The sequence below is a fragment of the Corallococcus sp. CA041A genome (genome assembly GCF_003612075.1).
GTDB classification, from domain to species: domain Bacteria; phylum Myxococcota; class Myxococcia; order Myxococcales; family Myxococcaceae; genus Corallococcus; species Corallococcus exiguus.
In genome coordinates this window covers 1-14,340 of sequence record NZ_RAWF01000071.1, presented here as the reverse complement: position 1 = coordinate 14,340, position 14,340 = coordinate 1, and the positions used below count along the sequence as shown (strand labels likewise).

The 14,340-nt window shown below is 70.0% G+C and carries 13 protein-coding genes; 8 read left to right on the top strand and 5 right to left on the bottom strand.

Annotated features, from left to right (window positions below):
• Positions 1–13: 13 nt before the first annotated feature.
• The 3 genes from D7V77_RS15065 to D7V77_RS15060 form a co-directional block, all read right to left on the bottom strand.
• Positions 14–1,033, bottom strand: coding sequence for a hypothetical protein (locus D7V77_RS15065; RefSeq protein WP_158624407.1), 1,020 nt, complete (start codon positions 1,031–1,033; stop codon positions 14–16).
• The gene (locus D7V77_RS43715) at positions 1,030–1,221 is read right to left on the bottom strand and encodes a hypothetical protein (RefSeq protein WP_158624406.1); all 192 of its coding nucleotides are present in this window, start codon (positions 1,219–1,221) and stop codon (positions 1,030–1,032) included. The genes D7V77_RS15065 and D7V77_RS43715 overlap by 4 nt, the downstream gene beginning before the upstream one ends.
• Before the next feature lie 98 nt (positions 1,222–1,319).
• Positions 1,320–3,872, bottom strand: coding sequence for a LamG domain-containing protein (locus D7V77_RS15060; protein WP_233596996.1), 2,553 nt, complete (start codon positions 3,870–3,872; stop codon positions 1,320–1,322).
• Between the two features lie 124 nt (positions 3,873–3,996).
• Between D7V77_RS15060 and D7V77_RS15055 the strand changes: the two genes are divergently transcribed.
• The 8 genes from D7V77_RS15055 to D7V77_RS15020 all read left to right on the top strand — a co-directional run bounded on the left by D7V77_RS15055 (position 3,997) and on the right by D7V77_RS15020 (position 13,086).
• Positions 3,997–5,316: a family 16 glycosylhydrolase gene (locus D7V77_RS15055; protein ID WP_120576980.1), complete on the top strand. Its 1,320-nt coding sequence runs from the start codon at positions 3,997–3,999 to the stop codon at positions 5,314–5,316.
• Positions 5,317–5,326: 10 nt separating this feature from the next.
• A complete protein-coding gene (locus tag D7V77_RS15050; RefSeq protein ID WP_158624405.1) occupies positions 5,327–6,073 on the top strand; it encodes a Type 1 glutamine amidotransferase-like domain-containing protein in 747 nt (248 codons plus the stop codon).
• A 24-nt stretch (positions 6,074–6,097) separates the two neighbouring features.
• Positions 6,098–6,880 (top strand): family 16 glycosylhydrolase, encoded by a 783-nt coding sequence (locus tag D7V77_RS15045; RefSeq protein WP_120576978.1) that lies wholly within the window; start codon positions 6,098–6,100, stop codon positions 6,878–6,880.
• A 74-nt stretch (positions 6,881–6,954) separates the two neighbouring features.
• On the top strand, positions 6,955–7,992 hold the full coding sequence (locus tag D7V77_RS15040; RefSeq protein WP_120576977.1) for an AAA family ATPase: 1,038 nt from the start codon (positions 6,955–6,957) through the stop codon (positions 7,990–7,992).
• 81 nt (positions 7,993–8,073) lie between these two features.
• Entirely contained in the window at positions 8,074–9,501 is a 1,428-nt protein-coding gene (locus D7V77_RS15035; protein ID WP_120576976.1) for a hypothetical protein, read from the top strand.
• Entirely contained in the window at positions 9,491–10,150 is a 660-nt protein-coding gene (locus D7V77_RS15030; protein WP_233596995.1) for a hypothetical protein, read from the top strand. Before D7V77_RS15035 ends, D7V77_RS15030 begins: the two co-directional genes overlap by 11 nt.
• Positions 10,151–10,162: 12 nt before the next feature.
• On the top strand, positions 10,163–11,701 hold the full coding sequence (locus D7V77_RS15025; protein ID WP_120576975.1) for a hypothetical protein: 1,539 nt from the start codon (positions 10,163–10,165) through the stop codon (positions 11,699–11,701).
• A 215-nt stretch (positions 11,702–11,916) separates the two neighbouring features.
• Positions 11,917–13,086 carry a FadR/GntR family transcriptional regulator gene (locus D7V77_RS15020; protein ID WP_233596994.1) on the top strand — a complete coding sequence of 390 codons (1,170 nt, stop codon included), beginning with the start codon at positions 11,917–11,919 and terminating at the stop codon, positions 13,084–13,086.
• Here the strand turns inward: D7V77_RS15020 and D7V77_RS15015 are convergent.
• Both D7V77_RS15015 and D7V77_RS15010 read right to left on the bottom strand, forming a co-directional pair.
• Complete coding sequence (locus tag D7V77_RS15015) at positions 13,074–13,358, bottom strand: hypothetical protein (RefSeq protein ID WP_126932750.1); 285 nt, start codon at positions 13,356–13,358, stop codon at positions 13,074–13,076. The genes D7V77_RS15020 and D7V77_RS15015 overlap by 13 nt on opposite strands.
• 44 nt (positions 13,359–13,402) lie before the next feature.
• Positions 13,403–14,245 carry a class I SAM-dependent methyltransferase gene (locus D7V77_RS15010; protein ID WP_120576973.1) on the bottom strand — a complete coding sequence of 281 codons (843 nt, stop codon included), beginning with the start codon at positions 14,243–14,245 and terminating at the stop codon, positions 13,403–13,405.
• Positions 14,246–14,340 lie beyond the last annotated feature (95 nt).

Sequence of the window (14,340 nt, the reverse complement as noted above, 5' to 3'; positions counted from 1 at the left end):
AAGGTCCTGACGCTCAGGGCGTGGGCGACACCTGGTGGGGCACCACGCGATAGCCCGCGTTGCCGGTGCCCAGCTGTCCTTCGCCATTGAGGCCCCACGCCCACACAGCCCCGGAGGCGCGGCGCGCGAACGAGTGGTAGGTGCCCGCCGCGATGGCCGTCGCGTCGATGATGCCCGGCACCTGGGCGGGCGCGAGCTGATCATCGGTGAAGCCGTCCCCCAGCTGGCCGTTGCCGTTGTAGCCCCACGCCCACACGGTGCCGTCGGACTGGAGCGCAATCGTGTGCGCGCTCCCCGCGGCGATGGCCGTGCCGCCCGTGAAGCCCAGGGCCTTCACCGGCGAGCGCCCCTTGGAGCCACTGCCATCGCCCAGCTGCCCCCGGGAGTTGTCGCCCCACGCCCACACCGTGCCATCCGTCTTGAGCGCCACGCCGTGGCTGTTGCCCGCGGCCACGGAGGTGACGTCCCCGAGCCCGGGCACCGGGCCCGGCGTGGTCCGAGGCGGCCAATTCGAGTTCGAGCCGTCGCCCAGCTGTCCCAGGCCGTTGCTGCCCCAGGTCCACACGGCGCCGTCCGTCTTGAGCGCCACCGAGAAGCCGCCGCCCGCCGCGACGGCCCGAACGTCCGTGAGGCCAGGAACGGCCAGGGGCGTCGCGCGGCTCGTGGTGGTGCCATCTCCCAGCGTCCCGGAGCCATTGCTCCCCCAGGCCCACACCGTGCCGTCCGACCGGCGGGCCAGCACGAAGCCTTCCCCCGCGGCCAGCTCGGTCACGTCCGTCAGCCCGGGCACCTGCGCGGGCGAGGCGCGGGACACCGTCGTGCCGTCGCCCAGCTGCCCGCTCGCGTTGTCGCCCCAGGCCCACACGGTGCCATCCGTCTTCAACGCCAGCGCGGTCGAGCCTCGCGCGAAGACAGCCGCCACGGACCCGAGCCCCGGCACCTGCGCGGGAGCCCAATGGTTCTGCGTCGTGCCGTCGCCCAGCTGGCTCTTCTCGTTCCGGCCCCAGGTCCACACCGTTCCGTCGGGCTTCACACCCACGGAGAAGAAGTCCCCGCCCGCACCGCCGTCCACGTGGGCGCCGTCACGGCGGCCCGCGCCACGCCCGGGTCCGCGGCCTCCTCCGCCGGAGCCACCGGGCCCGCGCAGCCCGAAAGCCAACCCAGACACAACACCAGCCCCAGGACGAAACGGCTCCGACCACCGCCGCGCACCGCTGACATGACAGCCCCCCTGCAAGGAATTGGAATCAAACAGGCGCACCATGGCAGCAAAGCCTGTCTGATTCCAAACCCCGGGGGCCGTCAGGCCACGCAATGCCTTACGGCAGGTACCGCCACGACGCCGTCACGGCCGGCTGGAAGCAGTGCACGTGGGCCTTGGTGGCGCTGGGAATCTCCTGGACGACGCCCGCCCCGTAGCCCTGCGTGCGGCACCACTGGCTCACCTCCAGGCGCGAACCCGGGGCGGTGTAGTCGCCCAGGTTGGACACCGGCCCCAGCGCGGACTTCTCCACATCTGTCCGGAGCCCGGAGTTGAAGCAGCCCACCCACGGCCGGGACGTGACCTCGAACACCTGCCCTGTCGTCCAGCCCTGGCTGTTGCAGAAGCGGTGCGCGGCGGCGGTGCAGTGGGTGCTCGTCACGCCGCGCTCGTCGGTGCAGCCCGCGTGGATGCGCGTCAGCTCCTCGAACGTCACGGCCACGCTTTCATGCTGGATGGGCGCGCACGCCACCGTCAGGTCCGTGGCCGTGGACGTCACCGGCACGCCCGCCAGCGAGATGGGCGGACGGTTGCTGACGAGCTGCATGATGGTGTCCCAGGTGTTGGTGCTGCTCGCCATGGCGTCGCCCGCGCCCCGCTGCGCGCAGGCCCGGTGCATCGCGGACAGGCACGCCGCCGAGTTCAACGCGCTGGTGCCATTGCACGCCGGAGCCTGGGCGCTCATCACGAACTGACCCGCGGAGGGCGTGTGCTGGATGGCCTCTTCGCGGCAGTTGGCGCCGTGCGCGGTCATGCAGATGCTCCGGTTGGAGCGCGCGTGCGTGAAGATGCGCACCTCGTCGATGGCGCCCCGGAACGAGCCCTCGCCGTTCGCCGGGCAGCGCTGCGTGTCCAGGTTCGCGCCCGCGCCGATGTAGAGCGTCCCCGTGCCCAGCCGGGCCGTCCCCGGAACGACAGGCAGCGCGCGGTTCGTGGGCACGCCGTTGAGGTACTCCTGGAAGACGCCGGTGGTGCCGTCCCACGTATAGGCCAGGTGGCTCCACTGCCCCACGGGCAGCACCGGGCCGCCGCCCAGTCGCACGCGCTGGCCGTTGACGACCAGGGAGAACTGCGGCTGGTTGCTGGCCTCGTAGATGATGTCCAGCCCGCCGGACTTGTGCATCAGGTAGCGGTAGGGATTGCCGGTGGTGCACCCCTGCTGGATGTCCGCGTCCGGCCGCACCGCGAACTCCACCGACAGGCCACGCACGAACGCGCCCACGCCGGGCACCGTGCTGGACGGATCCGCCAGGTTCACCGCGAGCGCGCTCCCTCCAGGCACCACCAGCGCCTTGCCCTTGCCGTGCGGCTGCCACAGCGAGTCCGGCGAGGAGCGCGTCAGCGCGTTGCCCGGCGAGATGGAGGCGCCCCCCACCAGAGTGCCCGTGAAGAAGCGGCCGGACAGGTCCGGCGTGCGCGTGAGGTCATACGCTCCGGCGCGCGTGACGAGCTCGTTCATGGGCAGGAAGAGCAGGTGGAAGGGGTCCATCAACTCGCCCAGGTCCACCTCGTTGTAGTCGGCGGTGTTGCTGCCGAAGAGAGCCAGCACGTCGTGCGTCTTCGTCACCGGCAGGTAATGCGCGGCATTGCTCTGCCCGGGCGGGAAGCTCTGCGAGGGCAGGCGCTCCTGCTCGAAGTTCCACATGGGCCCCGAGTAGAAGAGGTGCGCGATGTCCATGCGGTCCGTGTTGATGGCCCCGTCGATGTGGTACGCGGTCCAGTTCGTATCCGCGCCCACCAGGCTCACTGCCTCACGTCGCGCGCCGTCCGTGTACGTGACGGCGATGTAGACGAGGTTGCGGCCCTCGTGGTCCACCCACGCGTAGGCACCGCGCACCAGCGCACCGGAAGTGGTGTCGCCGAAGTCCTCGCCCGTGGCCGCCTTCAGCCGCTTCCATGCCAGCGGGTAGCGCTTCACGCCCGCGTTCGTGTCGTTGAACATCATCGACAGGGGACGCGGGTTGCTCCAGCCCGTGGCCGCGCACGGCGTAGGGTTGTACGCGTACATCATGTGGTCGATGCCGCCGGTGTTCGCGGGCGCGCCCTGGTAGATGATCAACCGGCCGTCGGACGTCATCGTGGGCTCGATGCCGCGAATCGTGGCGCCGGTGACGGTGCGCAGCGTCTCCAGCGGACCGGTGCTGAACGATGCAATGTCCGCCGCCGTCGTGAAGGGCTGGGACACGCGGATGTCCGTCGTGCGCCGCCGGAAGACGTTGTCCCCGTTGAACATCATCGAGTCGAAGAGGAACGGCTGGTACACCGCGACGCCGCTCGACAGCGCGTAGGGCTGGGCGGGGTTGGTGAAGCAGAACGCCAGCGCGTTCTCCCCGTTGCGCACGGTCACCGTCTTCCCCGCGGAGAAGGTGCCCGCGAACGACGGCTTGCCCGCCGAGTCGTACGTCACCGCCTCCGGACGGAACACACGGGCAATCCACGTGGTCGTCGTGGTCGCGGGGTCCTCGCCGATGTTGCCCACGAAGATGCGCCCGTCCACCGTGGACGAGTGCCCGTTCGCCCCGAACGGCGTCCCGATGCGCGTGTTCACCAGCGACGGCCGGCCTTGCGCGAACACCGCCCCGGGCAAGCCCGCGAGCGCCGTCCCAAGCATGACACCCAGGGCCCCACTAAGTAACTTTTTCATGGAAATAAGGTTAAGCCATTTTACCTGCTCTGATCTAAGTGGGGCGGGTCCCGGCTCCCTGTCGGAGCTGGACACACCTTCGAGGAAGACGATGGCGACGAGAGCCGGGAAGACGCTGTGGGCGCTGGCGGCGGTGCTGGGGCTGACGGCCTGTGGTGGGGGCTCCGCTCCCGCGCAGGACTCGATGCTGACGACGCCGGTGGTGGCGGAGCGGGAGCAGTCCGCCACGGCGGCGCCGCTGGGCCAGACGGTGTGGCTGAAGGCGTGCGCGACGCAGAAGTACGTGTCGGCGGACCGGAACCTGGGGACCACCGCGCCGCTCGTCGCCAACCGTGACAGCGCGCAGGGGTGGGAGCAGTTCCAGGTGGGTGACGCGGGCAACGACTTCATCTCGCTGCGCGTGGTGGAGACGGGCCTGTACGTGTCCGCGGATCCGAACGCGGGCGGTCAGGTGACGGGCTTCCGCACGGCGGTGGGTGACTGGGAGCGCTTCACCTGGGTGCCCTTCGCGGACGGCTCCGTGGGCCTGCGCGCCAAGAGCACCGGCCAATACGTGTCCGCGGACACGAACCTGGGCGCCAGCGCGCCGCTGTACGCCAACCGCGCCACGGCCGGCTGCTGGGAGTCGTTCTCCTTTGGCGTCGTGGGCGGTGGTGGCGAGGACCGCTGGGTGCAGGTCTGGAGCGACGAGTTCGACGGCAACAGCGTCAACACGGCCAACTGGACGCCCAACACAACGGTGCACGTGAACAGCGAGCAGCAGCAGTACACGAACTCCGGCGACAACATCTCCGTGAGCAACGGAACGCTGAAGCTCACCGCGCGCCTGCAGTGGAACAACGGCTACCCGTTCACCTCCGGCCGGCTGGAGAGCGCGGGCAAGCGCGAGTTCAGCCACGGCCGCATCGAGGCGCGCATCAAGATGCCGGTCGGCGCGGGCCTGTGGCCGGCGTTCTGGATGCTGGGCAATGACATCAACTCCGTGGGCTGGCCCGCGTGTGGCGAGCTCGACATCATGGAGAACGTCGGCTACGGCGACTGGGTGTCCGGGGCGCTGCACGGCCCGGGCTACTCCGGCAACACGCCCATCAACGGCCGCTTCTACCCGTCGTCCAGCGTGAGCAACTGGCACGTGTACCGCACGGAGTACTCGTCCTCGGACATCAAGTGGTACATCGACGGGGCGCTGGTGAAGACCACGACGCGCGCGGAGGTGCTGCGCTACGGCGCGTGGGCCTACGACAAGCCGCTGTTCATCATCCTCAACCTCGCGGTGGGTGGCGGCTATCCGTTCGGTGTGAATGGCGCCTCGACGCCGTACTACGGCGTGCCGCAGTCCACGGTGGACCTGGTGCGCAACGCGCCGCAGACCATGGAAGTGGACTGGGTGCGCGCCTACCAGTGGCGGTAGGCTCAACGGCATGACGCTTCCGCCCCTCCTCCTGCTGGCTGACAGCGCTCCGCTGTTCTGGCGCGTGGAGGGGCGTCCCTTCCTGGACTACGTGCGCGTGCTCACCGGCGCGGAGCTGCGTGTGCCTCCGGTGAAGGCCGCGTACCTGGGCGCGTCCAACGGTGACGTGCCGGAGTTCTACGACATCTTCGTCGCGGCCATGGAGGGCATCGGGCTCACGCGCTGCCGGAGCATCCCGGCCGCGCCGTCCGGCGAGGACCTGGCGTGGCTGAAGGACGCCGACGTCATCCTGCTGGCGGGCGGTGACCCACGCGTGGGATGGAACGCGTTCCAGGCCCACGGCGTGGACTCGATTCTCCGCGAGCGGCATCAGTCCGGCGCGGTGCTGATGGGCGTGTCCGCCGGGGCCATGCACCTGGGCCTGGGCGCGTGGTGTGAAGATTTGCCCGGCGAAGGCGAGCCCTTCCCGGTGCTGGGCCTCGCGCCCTACCTCATCGGCGTGCACGAGCCGCCCGAGTGGCCCGGCCTCAAGGCCGCCCTCCGGCGCATGGGATTGCCCACGCGGGCGTTGGGCATTCCGCAGGGGGGCGGCGTGCTCCTGCACGCGGACGGCAGCGTGGAGCCCGTGCGGCAGACCGTGGTGGACGTGACGGTGGACGTGGAGGGGCGGCTGCACGAATCGCTGCTCATGCCTCCGGCCACGCCGTACCGGGGCGAGCCCCCCGAAGCGCCGGTGGACCGGCGGACGCTCCAGTAGATGGCTCCCTTTCGAGGAACGACGATGGCGACGAGCACGTACAGGACGGTGACGGCGTGGGCGCTGGTGGCGGGGCTGATGGCGTGCGCGGGGGCACCGAAGCGCGCGGGAACAGTGGCTGGCGCGGCGGACGGATGGGTCCAGGTGTGGAGTGACGAGTTCGACGGCACGGAGGTGGACGCGAGCAACTGGCGCATCCAGACCGAGAAGCTCACGGCGCGGATTCAGACGGCCAACGGATACCCGTTCACGTCGGGCCGGGTGGAGAGCGCGGGCAAGCGGGAGTTCAAGCACGGCCGCGTCGAGGCGCGCATCAAGCTGCCGGTGGGCGTGGGGCTCTGGCCGGCGTTCTGGATGCTGGGCGGAGACATCCACACGGCGGGGTGGCCGGCGTGCGGGGAGCTCGACATCATGGAGAACGTTGGCTACGGCGACTGGGTGTCCGTCGCGTTGCATGGGCCGGGCTACAGCGGCAACACGCCCATCAACGGCCGCTTCTTTCCGCGCACTCCGGTGAGCGACTGGCACGAGTACGGCGTGGAGTCGTCGCCGGAGGCCATCCACTGGTACATCGACGGGGAGCGCGTGAAGACGTCCACCCGTGAAGAGGTGGAGCGCCACGGCGCGTGGGCCTACGACAAGCCCCTCTTCATCATCTTCAACTTCGCGGTGGGCGGCGGCTACCCGGAGGGCGTCAATAAGGCGAAGGAGCCGTACTTTGGCGTGCCTCAGGCCACCGCGGACCTGCTGCGCAACGCACCGCAGACCATGGAAGTGGACTGGGTGCGCGTCTCCGAAAAGCGCTGAGGCCTCCCTCCAACGGGGGATGGTTCGCACCGCGGCCGGGTTCCTAGGGTGTTCCTCCTTGGGAGGAGCAAGCCATGGCGGTCACGGTGGTGGTGGTGTCGGGGCCCATTGGCGCGGGGAAGACGACCCTCGCGCAGGGGCTCGCGCGGCGGTTCGGCGCGCTGCATCTCCACTCGAAGGATTTCCTGCGGAAGCATGGCGGTGACGGTTCCCGGCGCACGCGCCAGGAGTTGACCGTCGCGCTGGACCGCGAGACGGGAGGGCGCTGGCTGGCGGACGGAGTGCTCGCCGCGCTTCGGGGCCACGGCCTGGACGCCCCCAGGCTGATCATCGTGGATGCCGCGAGCAGCGAGGCGCAGCTGGACGGCCTGCGCGGAAGCCCAGGGCTCCGCGTCGTGCACGTCCACCTGGAGACGCCGGAACCGGAGCAGGCCCGGCGCGACGCGGAGCCAGACAGTTTCGAAGCGGCCTGGGCGCATTCCGCCGAGCGTGCGGTGCACGCGTTGGCCTCGCTGGCGGAGCTCGTGGTCGACACGGCGAAGACTCCACCCGACGCTGTACTCGTGCGGGTGGCCAGCCGGCTCGGGCTGTATGGGCGGCCCGGCGAACGGCTCGTGGACCTCATCGTCCCGGGGCCCCATGACGGTGTGGATACGCGGCCCCTCACGGCGCAGCTCGCGCCTCACTACGCCGTGCTGTTTCGACCAGACGGGCCAGACCCGAGGCCCTCACGTGAGGAACTGGAGGACGCCTTCGCCCGAGGACACCGCGTGCTCGTCGAATGCGCGGGGCCTTCCGCCAGCGGCTGCATCCAGGCGGCGGGCATCGCGCCGGGGCGGGTGCGGCGGGTGGTCCTGGCGTGCAGCTCGGAAGGCCGCGCGTTCGACTGGGTGGGGCTGCGCGAGGCTGCTTCCCTCAATGCCCCCACGGACCTGGCGCTCATATTCGCGGGCGACCTGGCTGCGACCAACTGGGCAGCACGGCGCTTCGACCAGCTCACCGACGCGGCCCGTCACCACCTGGAAGAACTCGAGCGCGTCGCGGGTGCGCCCGTGTCCTTCCTCGCCCCCTCGCTGGAGGCCCGCCACCTCATCGAGCGGCGGCCCTGGTGAGCCGGGCGCCCACGAATCGCCGAAACCTTTTCTGATTTTCCGGGTTGGGGTGTCCGTACAGCAACCGTTCCCGGAGCCCGCGTGCCCCTCCCCTTCCCAACACCGAGCCGATGGCTACTGCCCGGGCTGCTGCTGCTCGGGTTCGCCCCCCAGGCCGTGGCCATGCCCACCGGTCCCGGCACCTTCTGCGCCGAGTACCCCAACGCGCCCGCATGCCAGGGCACCCAGCCGGCCTGCACGTACTGCCACGTGGCTCCGCCCCAGCGGAACGGCTACGGCGCCGCGCTGGAGCCGCACCTCGCCCCTGGTAAGCCGCGCCCCCTTTCCGACGCGGACTTCGCCGCTGCCCTCCCCGCCGCGCTGCGTGCCATCGCCTCGGAGGACGCCGACGGCGACGGCGCCCCCAACCAGTTCGAGGTCGAGCAGGGCTCGCTGCCCGGCGACGCCACCAGCGTCCCGCCCAGCGGCGTCTGCGGCGGCGGAGAGAACCCCCAGTTCAAGGTCTGCCAGTACGACCCGCGCTTCGCGTACCGCCGCATGCTCAGCGACTTCTGCGGCACGTCCCCCACCTACGCCCAGGTGGTCAGCTTCCTGGAGCTGGGCAACGAGGAGAAGCAGCGCGCCTTCATCGACCAGGAGCTGGACCGCTGCCTCCAGTCCGATTTCTGGCGAGGCAAGCACGGGCAGCTCTGGAAGGTGGCCCACCCGAAGATCCGCCCCGTCGGCTCCATCAAGTCCGGCGAGGACGCAGGCATCATTCCCCTGGCGGACTACTACGACGACTACGCCCTCTTCACCTGGTCCCAGACGGACGACCACGACGCGCGCGACGTCCTCACCGCCAGCTTCTACGTGAAGCGCTCGGGCTCGAGCCCCACCACGTACACCACCGCCAACAGCCTCTCCTCCCAGTTCGTGGAGGCCTCGCGCCGCGCCGGCAACATGACGAGCGCGTGGACGCTGACCTCGTTCGTCATGTTCACCGCGCTGCCGCGCAACGCCGCGTCGCAGATGTACCGCGCGTACCTGGGCCTGGACATCGCGAAGCAGGAGGGCCTGCACAGCGTCCCCAACGAGCCGCGCGACTACGACGCCAAGGGCGTCCAGGCGCCCCAGTGCGCCGCGTGCCACGCGACGTTGGACCCGCTGTCGTATCCGTACCGCAACTACAACGGTCTGGGCGGGCTGCCCAACCGCTACATCCCCAACCGGCTGGAGCTGCTCTTCCCCAACGAAGCGGCCACGCTGAAGAACACGCCCGAACAGGGCGTCATCCTGGGCCAGCCCGTGAACAACCTCATGGAGTGGGCCGGGGTCGCCGCCAACAGCGACGCCTTCGCCATCTCCACCGTCACGGACTACTGGAAGCTGCTCGTCGGCCACGCGCCCCTGCCAGAAGAGAACGAGGAGTTCGTCCGCACCTGGCAGGCCTTCCGCACGACGCACGCGTACCGCGTGCAGAAGATGCTTCACGACCTCATCCGCACGGAGGCCTACGGTGCGCCCTGAACGCCTGCTGTTGACCTGTCTGCTGCTCACGGGCTGCTCCGACAAGCTCCCCCCCGCCGTCGACCTGGGACCGGACGCGAACCCCGGCGTGACGCCCGAATGGGACGGCGGCGTCGCCAAGTCCCAGAAGGGAAACCTGCGCTTCAAGGGCCCCGAGCGCCTGTCGCTCGACCTGGCCCAGGCGCTGGAGCTGCCCGCTGCGTCCGTGTGCAACGAACTGGGTCAGTACCCCTGCCAGAACGTGCACGGCGTAGCGCTGGGCGGCGTGGACCCCTATCAGCACAGCGTCTACGAAACCGCCCCCGTCACGGGCGCAACCACGCCCATCGCAGTGGAGCGCACCGTGCTCTCCGCCTGCAACGCACGCATCGCGCTGGACGTGAACACGCCCGCCGCCGCGGTGGTGTTCAAGAATGTGGTCCTCAGCGCGGACGGCAGGCTGGCGGACGCAGCGAGCCCGGCTGTCGCCACGGCGGTGACATCCCTGGTGCGCCGAGCGTGGTTGCGCGACCCGACCCAGGATGAGCGGGACACGCTGGTGCGTCTGTCCGCCGACGTACAGGCCACCGGTGTGGCCACGCCAGGAGTCGCGTGGATGCAGGCCGCGTGTCTCGCCGTCTTCTCTCCCGCCGAAGCCGTCTTCTACTGAGGAACCCCTCCCATGACCCTCAAGACCACGGGCCGGCTGTCGCGCCGGGAGATGCTGCGGGCACTGTCACTCTGCGCGGCGGGCACCACGCTCGCGCCCTTCCTCTCCGGCTGCCGGGACTCGCTCCAGACGCCCGAGTCCCTGGAGAAGCCAGGCCGCAAGCGCGACGCGCTCGACGGCAAGCCGAAGTTCCTCATCGTCATCGGGGCGGCTGGGGGCGCGTCCATCGTGGACAGCTTCCTCGCGGTACGCCAATCCGAGTCCTCCAACGCCGCCGCGTTCAACACCTTCCCGGACGCGCAGGTGCAGGGCGTGGCGGACAGTCCCTTCCGCGCGGTGAAGTACAGCAACTCGCGCCTGGGCAGCATCAACATCCCGGTCGACACCGACCAGTTGGCGTTCGTGAAGAAGCACGCGAGCGAGATGCTGGTGGCCACCTCCGTGGGCACGTCCGTGAATCACGGCATCGCGCAGAAGCGCTCGCTGACCGGCAACGGCGCGTGGCGGGGCCGCACGCTCCAGGAGGCCGTCGCGCTCCAGTGGGGAGGCGGCATGCCGCTGCCCAACGTCAACATGGGCACGGGCGGCTACGCCGAGCGCGGCACCGACGACAGCCTGCCCCTGTCCTGCTTCGGGGAGCCCGTGGTTAACCCGTCGCTGTGGCCCCTGGGCCTGGATGGCTCGCGAGGCATCGCCGGAGCGCCGCCGAAGGACGTCATCGCGCTGGCTCGGAGCACGCGGGACGCCCTGGACCAGAAATCCATCTTCGGCCGCACCTTCCAGGACAGCGGCGCGCTGAAGCGCTGGAGCGAACAGCGCGGCGTGCAGCAGCCGAAGCTGGAGGCCCTGGACCTCATCACGAAGCTCAACGTCCTGCCGAACCTGCCATCCATTCCCCTGTCGAAGTATGGGCTGGAGAGCTCACCGGACGGGGCGCGGCTGCGAGAGGTCTTCCCCGGCTTCTTCACGGATCCCGTGCAGGGCCAGGCGGCGCTCGCGTTCCTGCTGCTCAAGTACCGCGTGTCCGTGTCGGTGACGCTGGGGCCGGACTTCAACGTCGCGGTGGGCGGGCCCAACGGCATCGCCAATCCACCGCTCGCGTTCGACATCAGCCACAACGACCACCGGGGCGGACAGGCCTTCATGTGGGCGCGCATCCTGTCCACGGTGGACTCGCTGATCACGCTGCTCAAGGCGGAGCCATTCGACGCGAACTCAGGCGAGTCCATGTGGGACCGCACGCTCATCTACGTGGCCACGGAGTTCGGCCGCACGCGTCCGCGCCCCTCCGGCGCCACGGAGTTCGGTTCGGGCCACGACCTCAACAATGGCTTCCTGCTGCTGTCGCCCATGGTGAAGGGCAACACCGTGCTGGGAGGCGTGGATCCGAACACCACCCTCACCTACGGCTTCGACGCGCGCACCGGCGAGCGCCAACCAGGCAAGGTGACCTCCAACGAGCCGGACATCTTCTCCGGAGTCCTCACCGCCATGGGCGCGGACCTGAGCGGCAGCGGCCTGCCCGACGCCAGCGCATTCAAGCGAACCTGAAGCCTCCCAGGTCCGGAACCGCCCGAACTGGGGCAACGGACGGAGGCGCCCGCCCGGGACCGGTTGCCTCAAAACCTGTCCGACAGTCGGACAGGTTTTTCTCCGACCGGGCCCGGAGGGTGCCCCCTGGCTGGCAATGAGAAGGGTGGGCTCGCACGTCCATGTCAGACCCCTGTGGTTGGATGGCGATGCTGGGACGAGGAGGGGGAGTGGGGATGGAACGGCGAGGACTCGTGGCCTATGTGGAGGCGCAAATCGAGCGCGATATCGCGCTGGGGCGTCTGCACCCGAGCGGACAATTCGGCTCCGAAGCGAAGCTGGCGCGCCGCTATGAGGTGTGTCGGGGCACCATCCGCGAGGCGCTGAGGCGGCTGGCGGCGCGAGGCCTGGTGGTGCAGCGCCCCGGACGCAAGACGCGCGCGGTGCCGCTGGATGAGTCACTGACGCTGGAGAACCTGGGGCTGGCGCTGCATGACTCGAGCAACCCGGATGCCCGGTGGCTTCTGGAGGGCTACTTCAGCCTCAAGCGTCAGGTGCTGGTGGAGCTTCTGGCCGACTGCTGCGCGAGGGCCTCGGACCTCGACCTGGACCGGCTGGGGAGCACGTGCTACCAGCTCCAGGACGCGGCGCGCTGGGAGTCAGGGGAAACCTGCGCGCAGGTGGAGTTCGAGTTGCTGCGGCATGCGGCGCGGGTGGCGGCGCGTCCCGGGCACGTCCTCCTCGTTCAGTCTCTGCAGCGGGCCTTCCTGGGAGGAGCCGCCCAACTGCTGCCGCTCATGGGCGGAGAGGCGCTGCGCGAGTGTGCCTTCCGCGCGATGGCGATTCTGAACGAGCGCGACGTGCAGGCACTTCAGCATGAGCTGCCAGCGCTGCTGAAGGCTCGCGATGAGCGCGTGCTGAATGCCTTCGCTCCCGTCCCCATGAAGCCTGCGTCCCCCGAGGCCCCATGCGCCCAGGAGGGACTCGTTGGTGCGCCCGTGGCAGCCACTGAGATGGCGGACGCGCCGGAGGTACGCCCTTCAGTCGAGGAGCGGAGCCCCGGTTGCCTTGAACCGGACTCCGAGGACACCGAGGCGCTCGGGGTTGCGCCGTGCCCTCAGGTGCAAGCCCTCTCCGTGGCTCCGGCCAGCGAGGCACTGCTGTCTCCAACAGCTCCGGGGCCTACTCCCCCTGAGATTGATGGAGCGCGCGCCGAGAGAGAGGTAATGGGCTCGGCCTTGGGCAACCTGTCCAGCTGTCGGGCTGATGGGGACGGTTCGTCTCCGGAGAGCGGCCTCCCGCGGATCGACGCTTCAGCTACCGGCCCTTGTGGACCACCCTGCGCGAGCCTTGCTTGCGCGCAGGATGGGTCAACATGCCTCGGGCCTCCTGATCAGCCGCCGTAGCAGTTCAGGGTCGAGCCGCCACAGTAGCTGGAGCCGGAGTTGCTCCAGGAGCCCGCCGAGTTGGTGCAGATCTGGTTCTGCCGGCGCTCCAGCGTGGGCGTGCAGCAGCCCACCTTGATGGTGCGCGTCTGGCCGGGGATGCAGCCTGCCTGCGCGGACACCTCCTGCGTGTCCTCCTGCAGCGGTGCGCCCTCCTCCGGCGCCTCCACGCCACAGCCCACGGTCCCCAGCAGGCAGCCCACCAGCAACAGTCCCCGCTTCAGCGTCTTCATGTGTCGCTCCCGGTTGTCGTGCTTCACGGCGGCCCGGGACGCTATCAGGGACTTCCGTCTTCACCAGGATGCACGGGATTGCCCGAGCCCGGGAGTCGGGCCCACAACACCGTGGCGTTGGGCCGGGCGGGCTCCGGGGTGATGCCCAGCCTCTTGAAGTCCTTCGAGTAGCGCGAGCCCTTCAACACCACCACCCGGCGTGCCACGCGCCGGGCTTGGTCCACCGTCTCGCGCGTCAGCGGCGAGTAGTCCGCGTGGCGGCGCAGCGCTTCGAACGCGGCGGAGGACTTGCGCTCGCGCTCGAACATCGGATCGAAGAGCACCACGTCGACCGCGCCGTCCGGCAGCCCGCGCAGGAACTCCGCCGCGTCCGCGTACACCGCGCTCACCGCGCAGGCGGCCGGGTGGCGCTCGAGCCCCTTGAGCCCGTGCCGCGCCAGGAGATACAGCGCCGGACTCTTCTCCAGCGCGATGACGCTTCCGCTCGGCCCCACCAGCCGCGCCGCCACCTGCGCATCCGCCCCCAGGCCCAGCGTGCAGTCCAACACGCGCTCCCCTTCGCGCAGGCCCGCGACGCGCACGAGCTGGTCCTCCATCACGCCCGCGTCCAGCTGCTTCACTCGCAGGTGCGCCAGCCCCGGTGAGAAGCGCAGCGTCCCTTCCGCGTCCACCAGCGACACCGCCGTGGACTCGAAGACAATGAGCGCGTCCGCCATGTCGGTGAGCAGCTTCTTCAGGGGCAGCTTGTGGTGGCGCTCCACATACGGCACGCCCACCGCCTCCGCCGCACTCCGCGCACGCTGTGCGAGCGGTGCGTCCACCCGGTCCGACGTGGTGACCACCAACGGCTGGCGGGAGGAAGTCTGCGTTCCGGGCGGAAGGGACATGGGACGGCACAGCCTACCCCGCGCGCAAGCCGTCCCTCCGGGACATGCGCCTGTCCACCGCCCATCACCCCACCGTCCCCCGGGACGCATGGCCC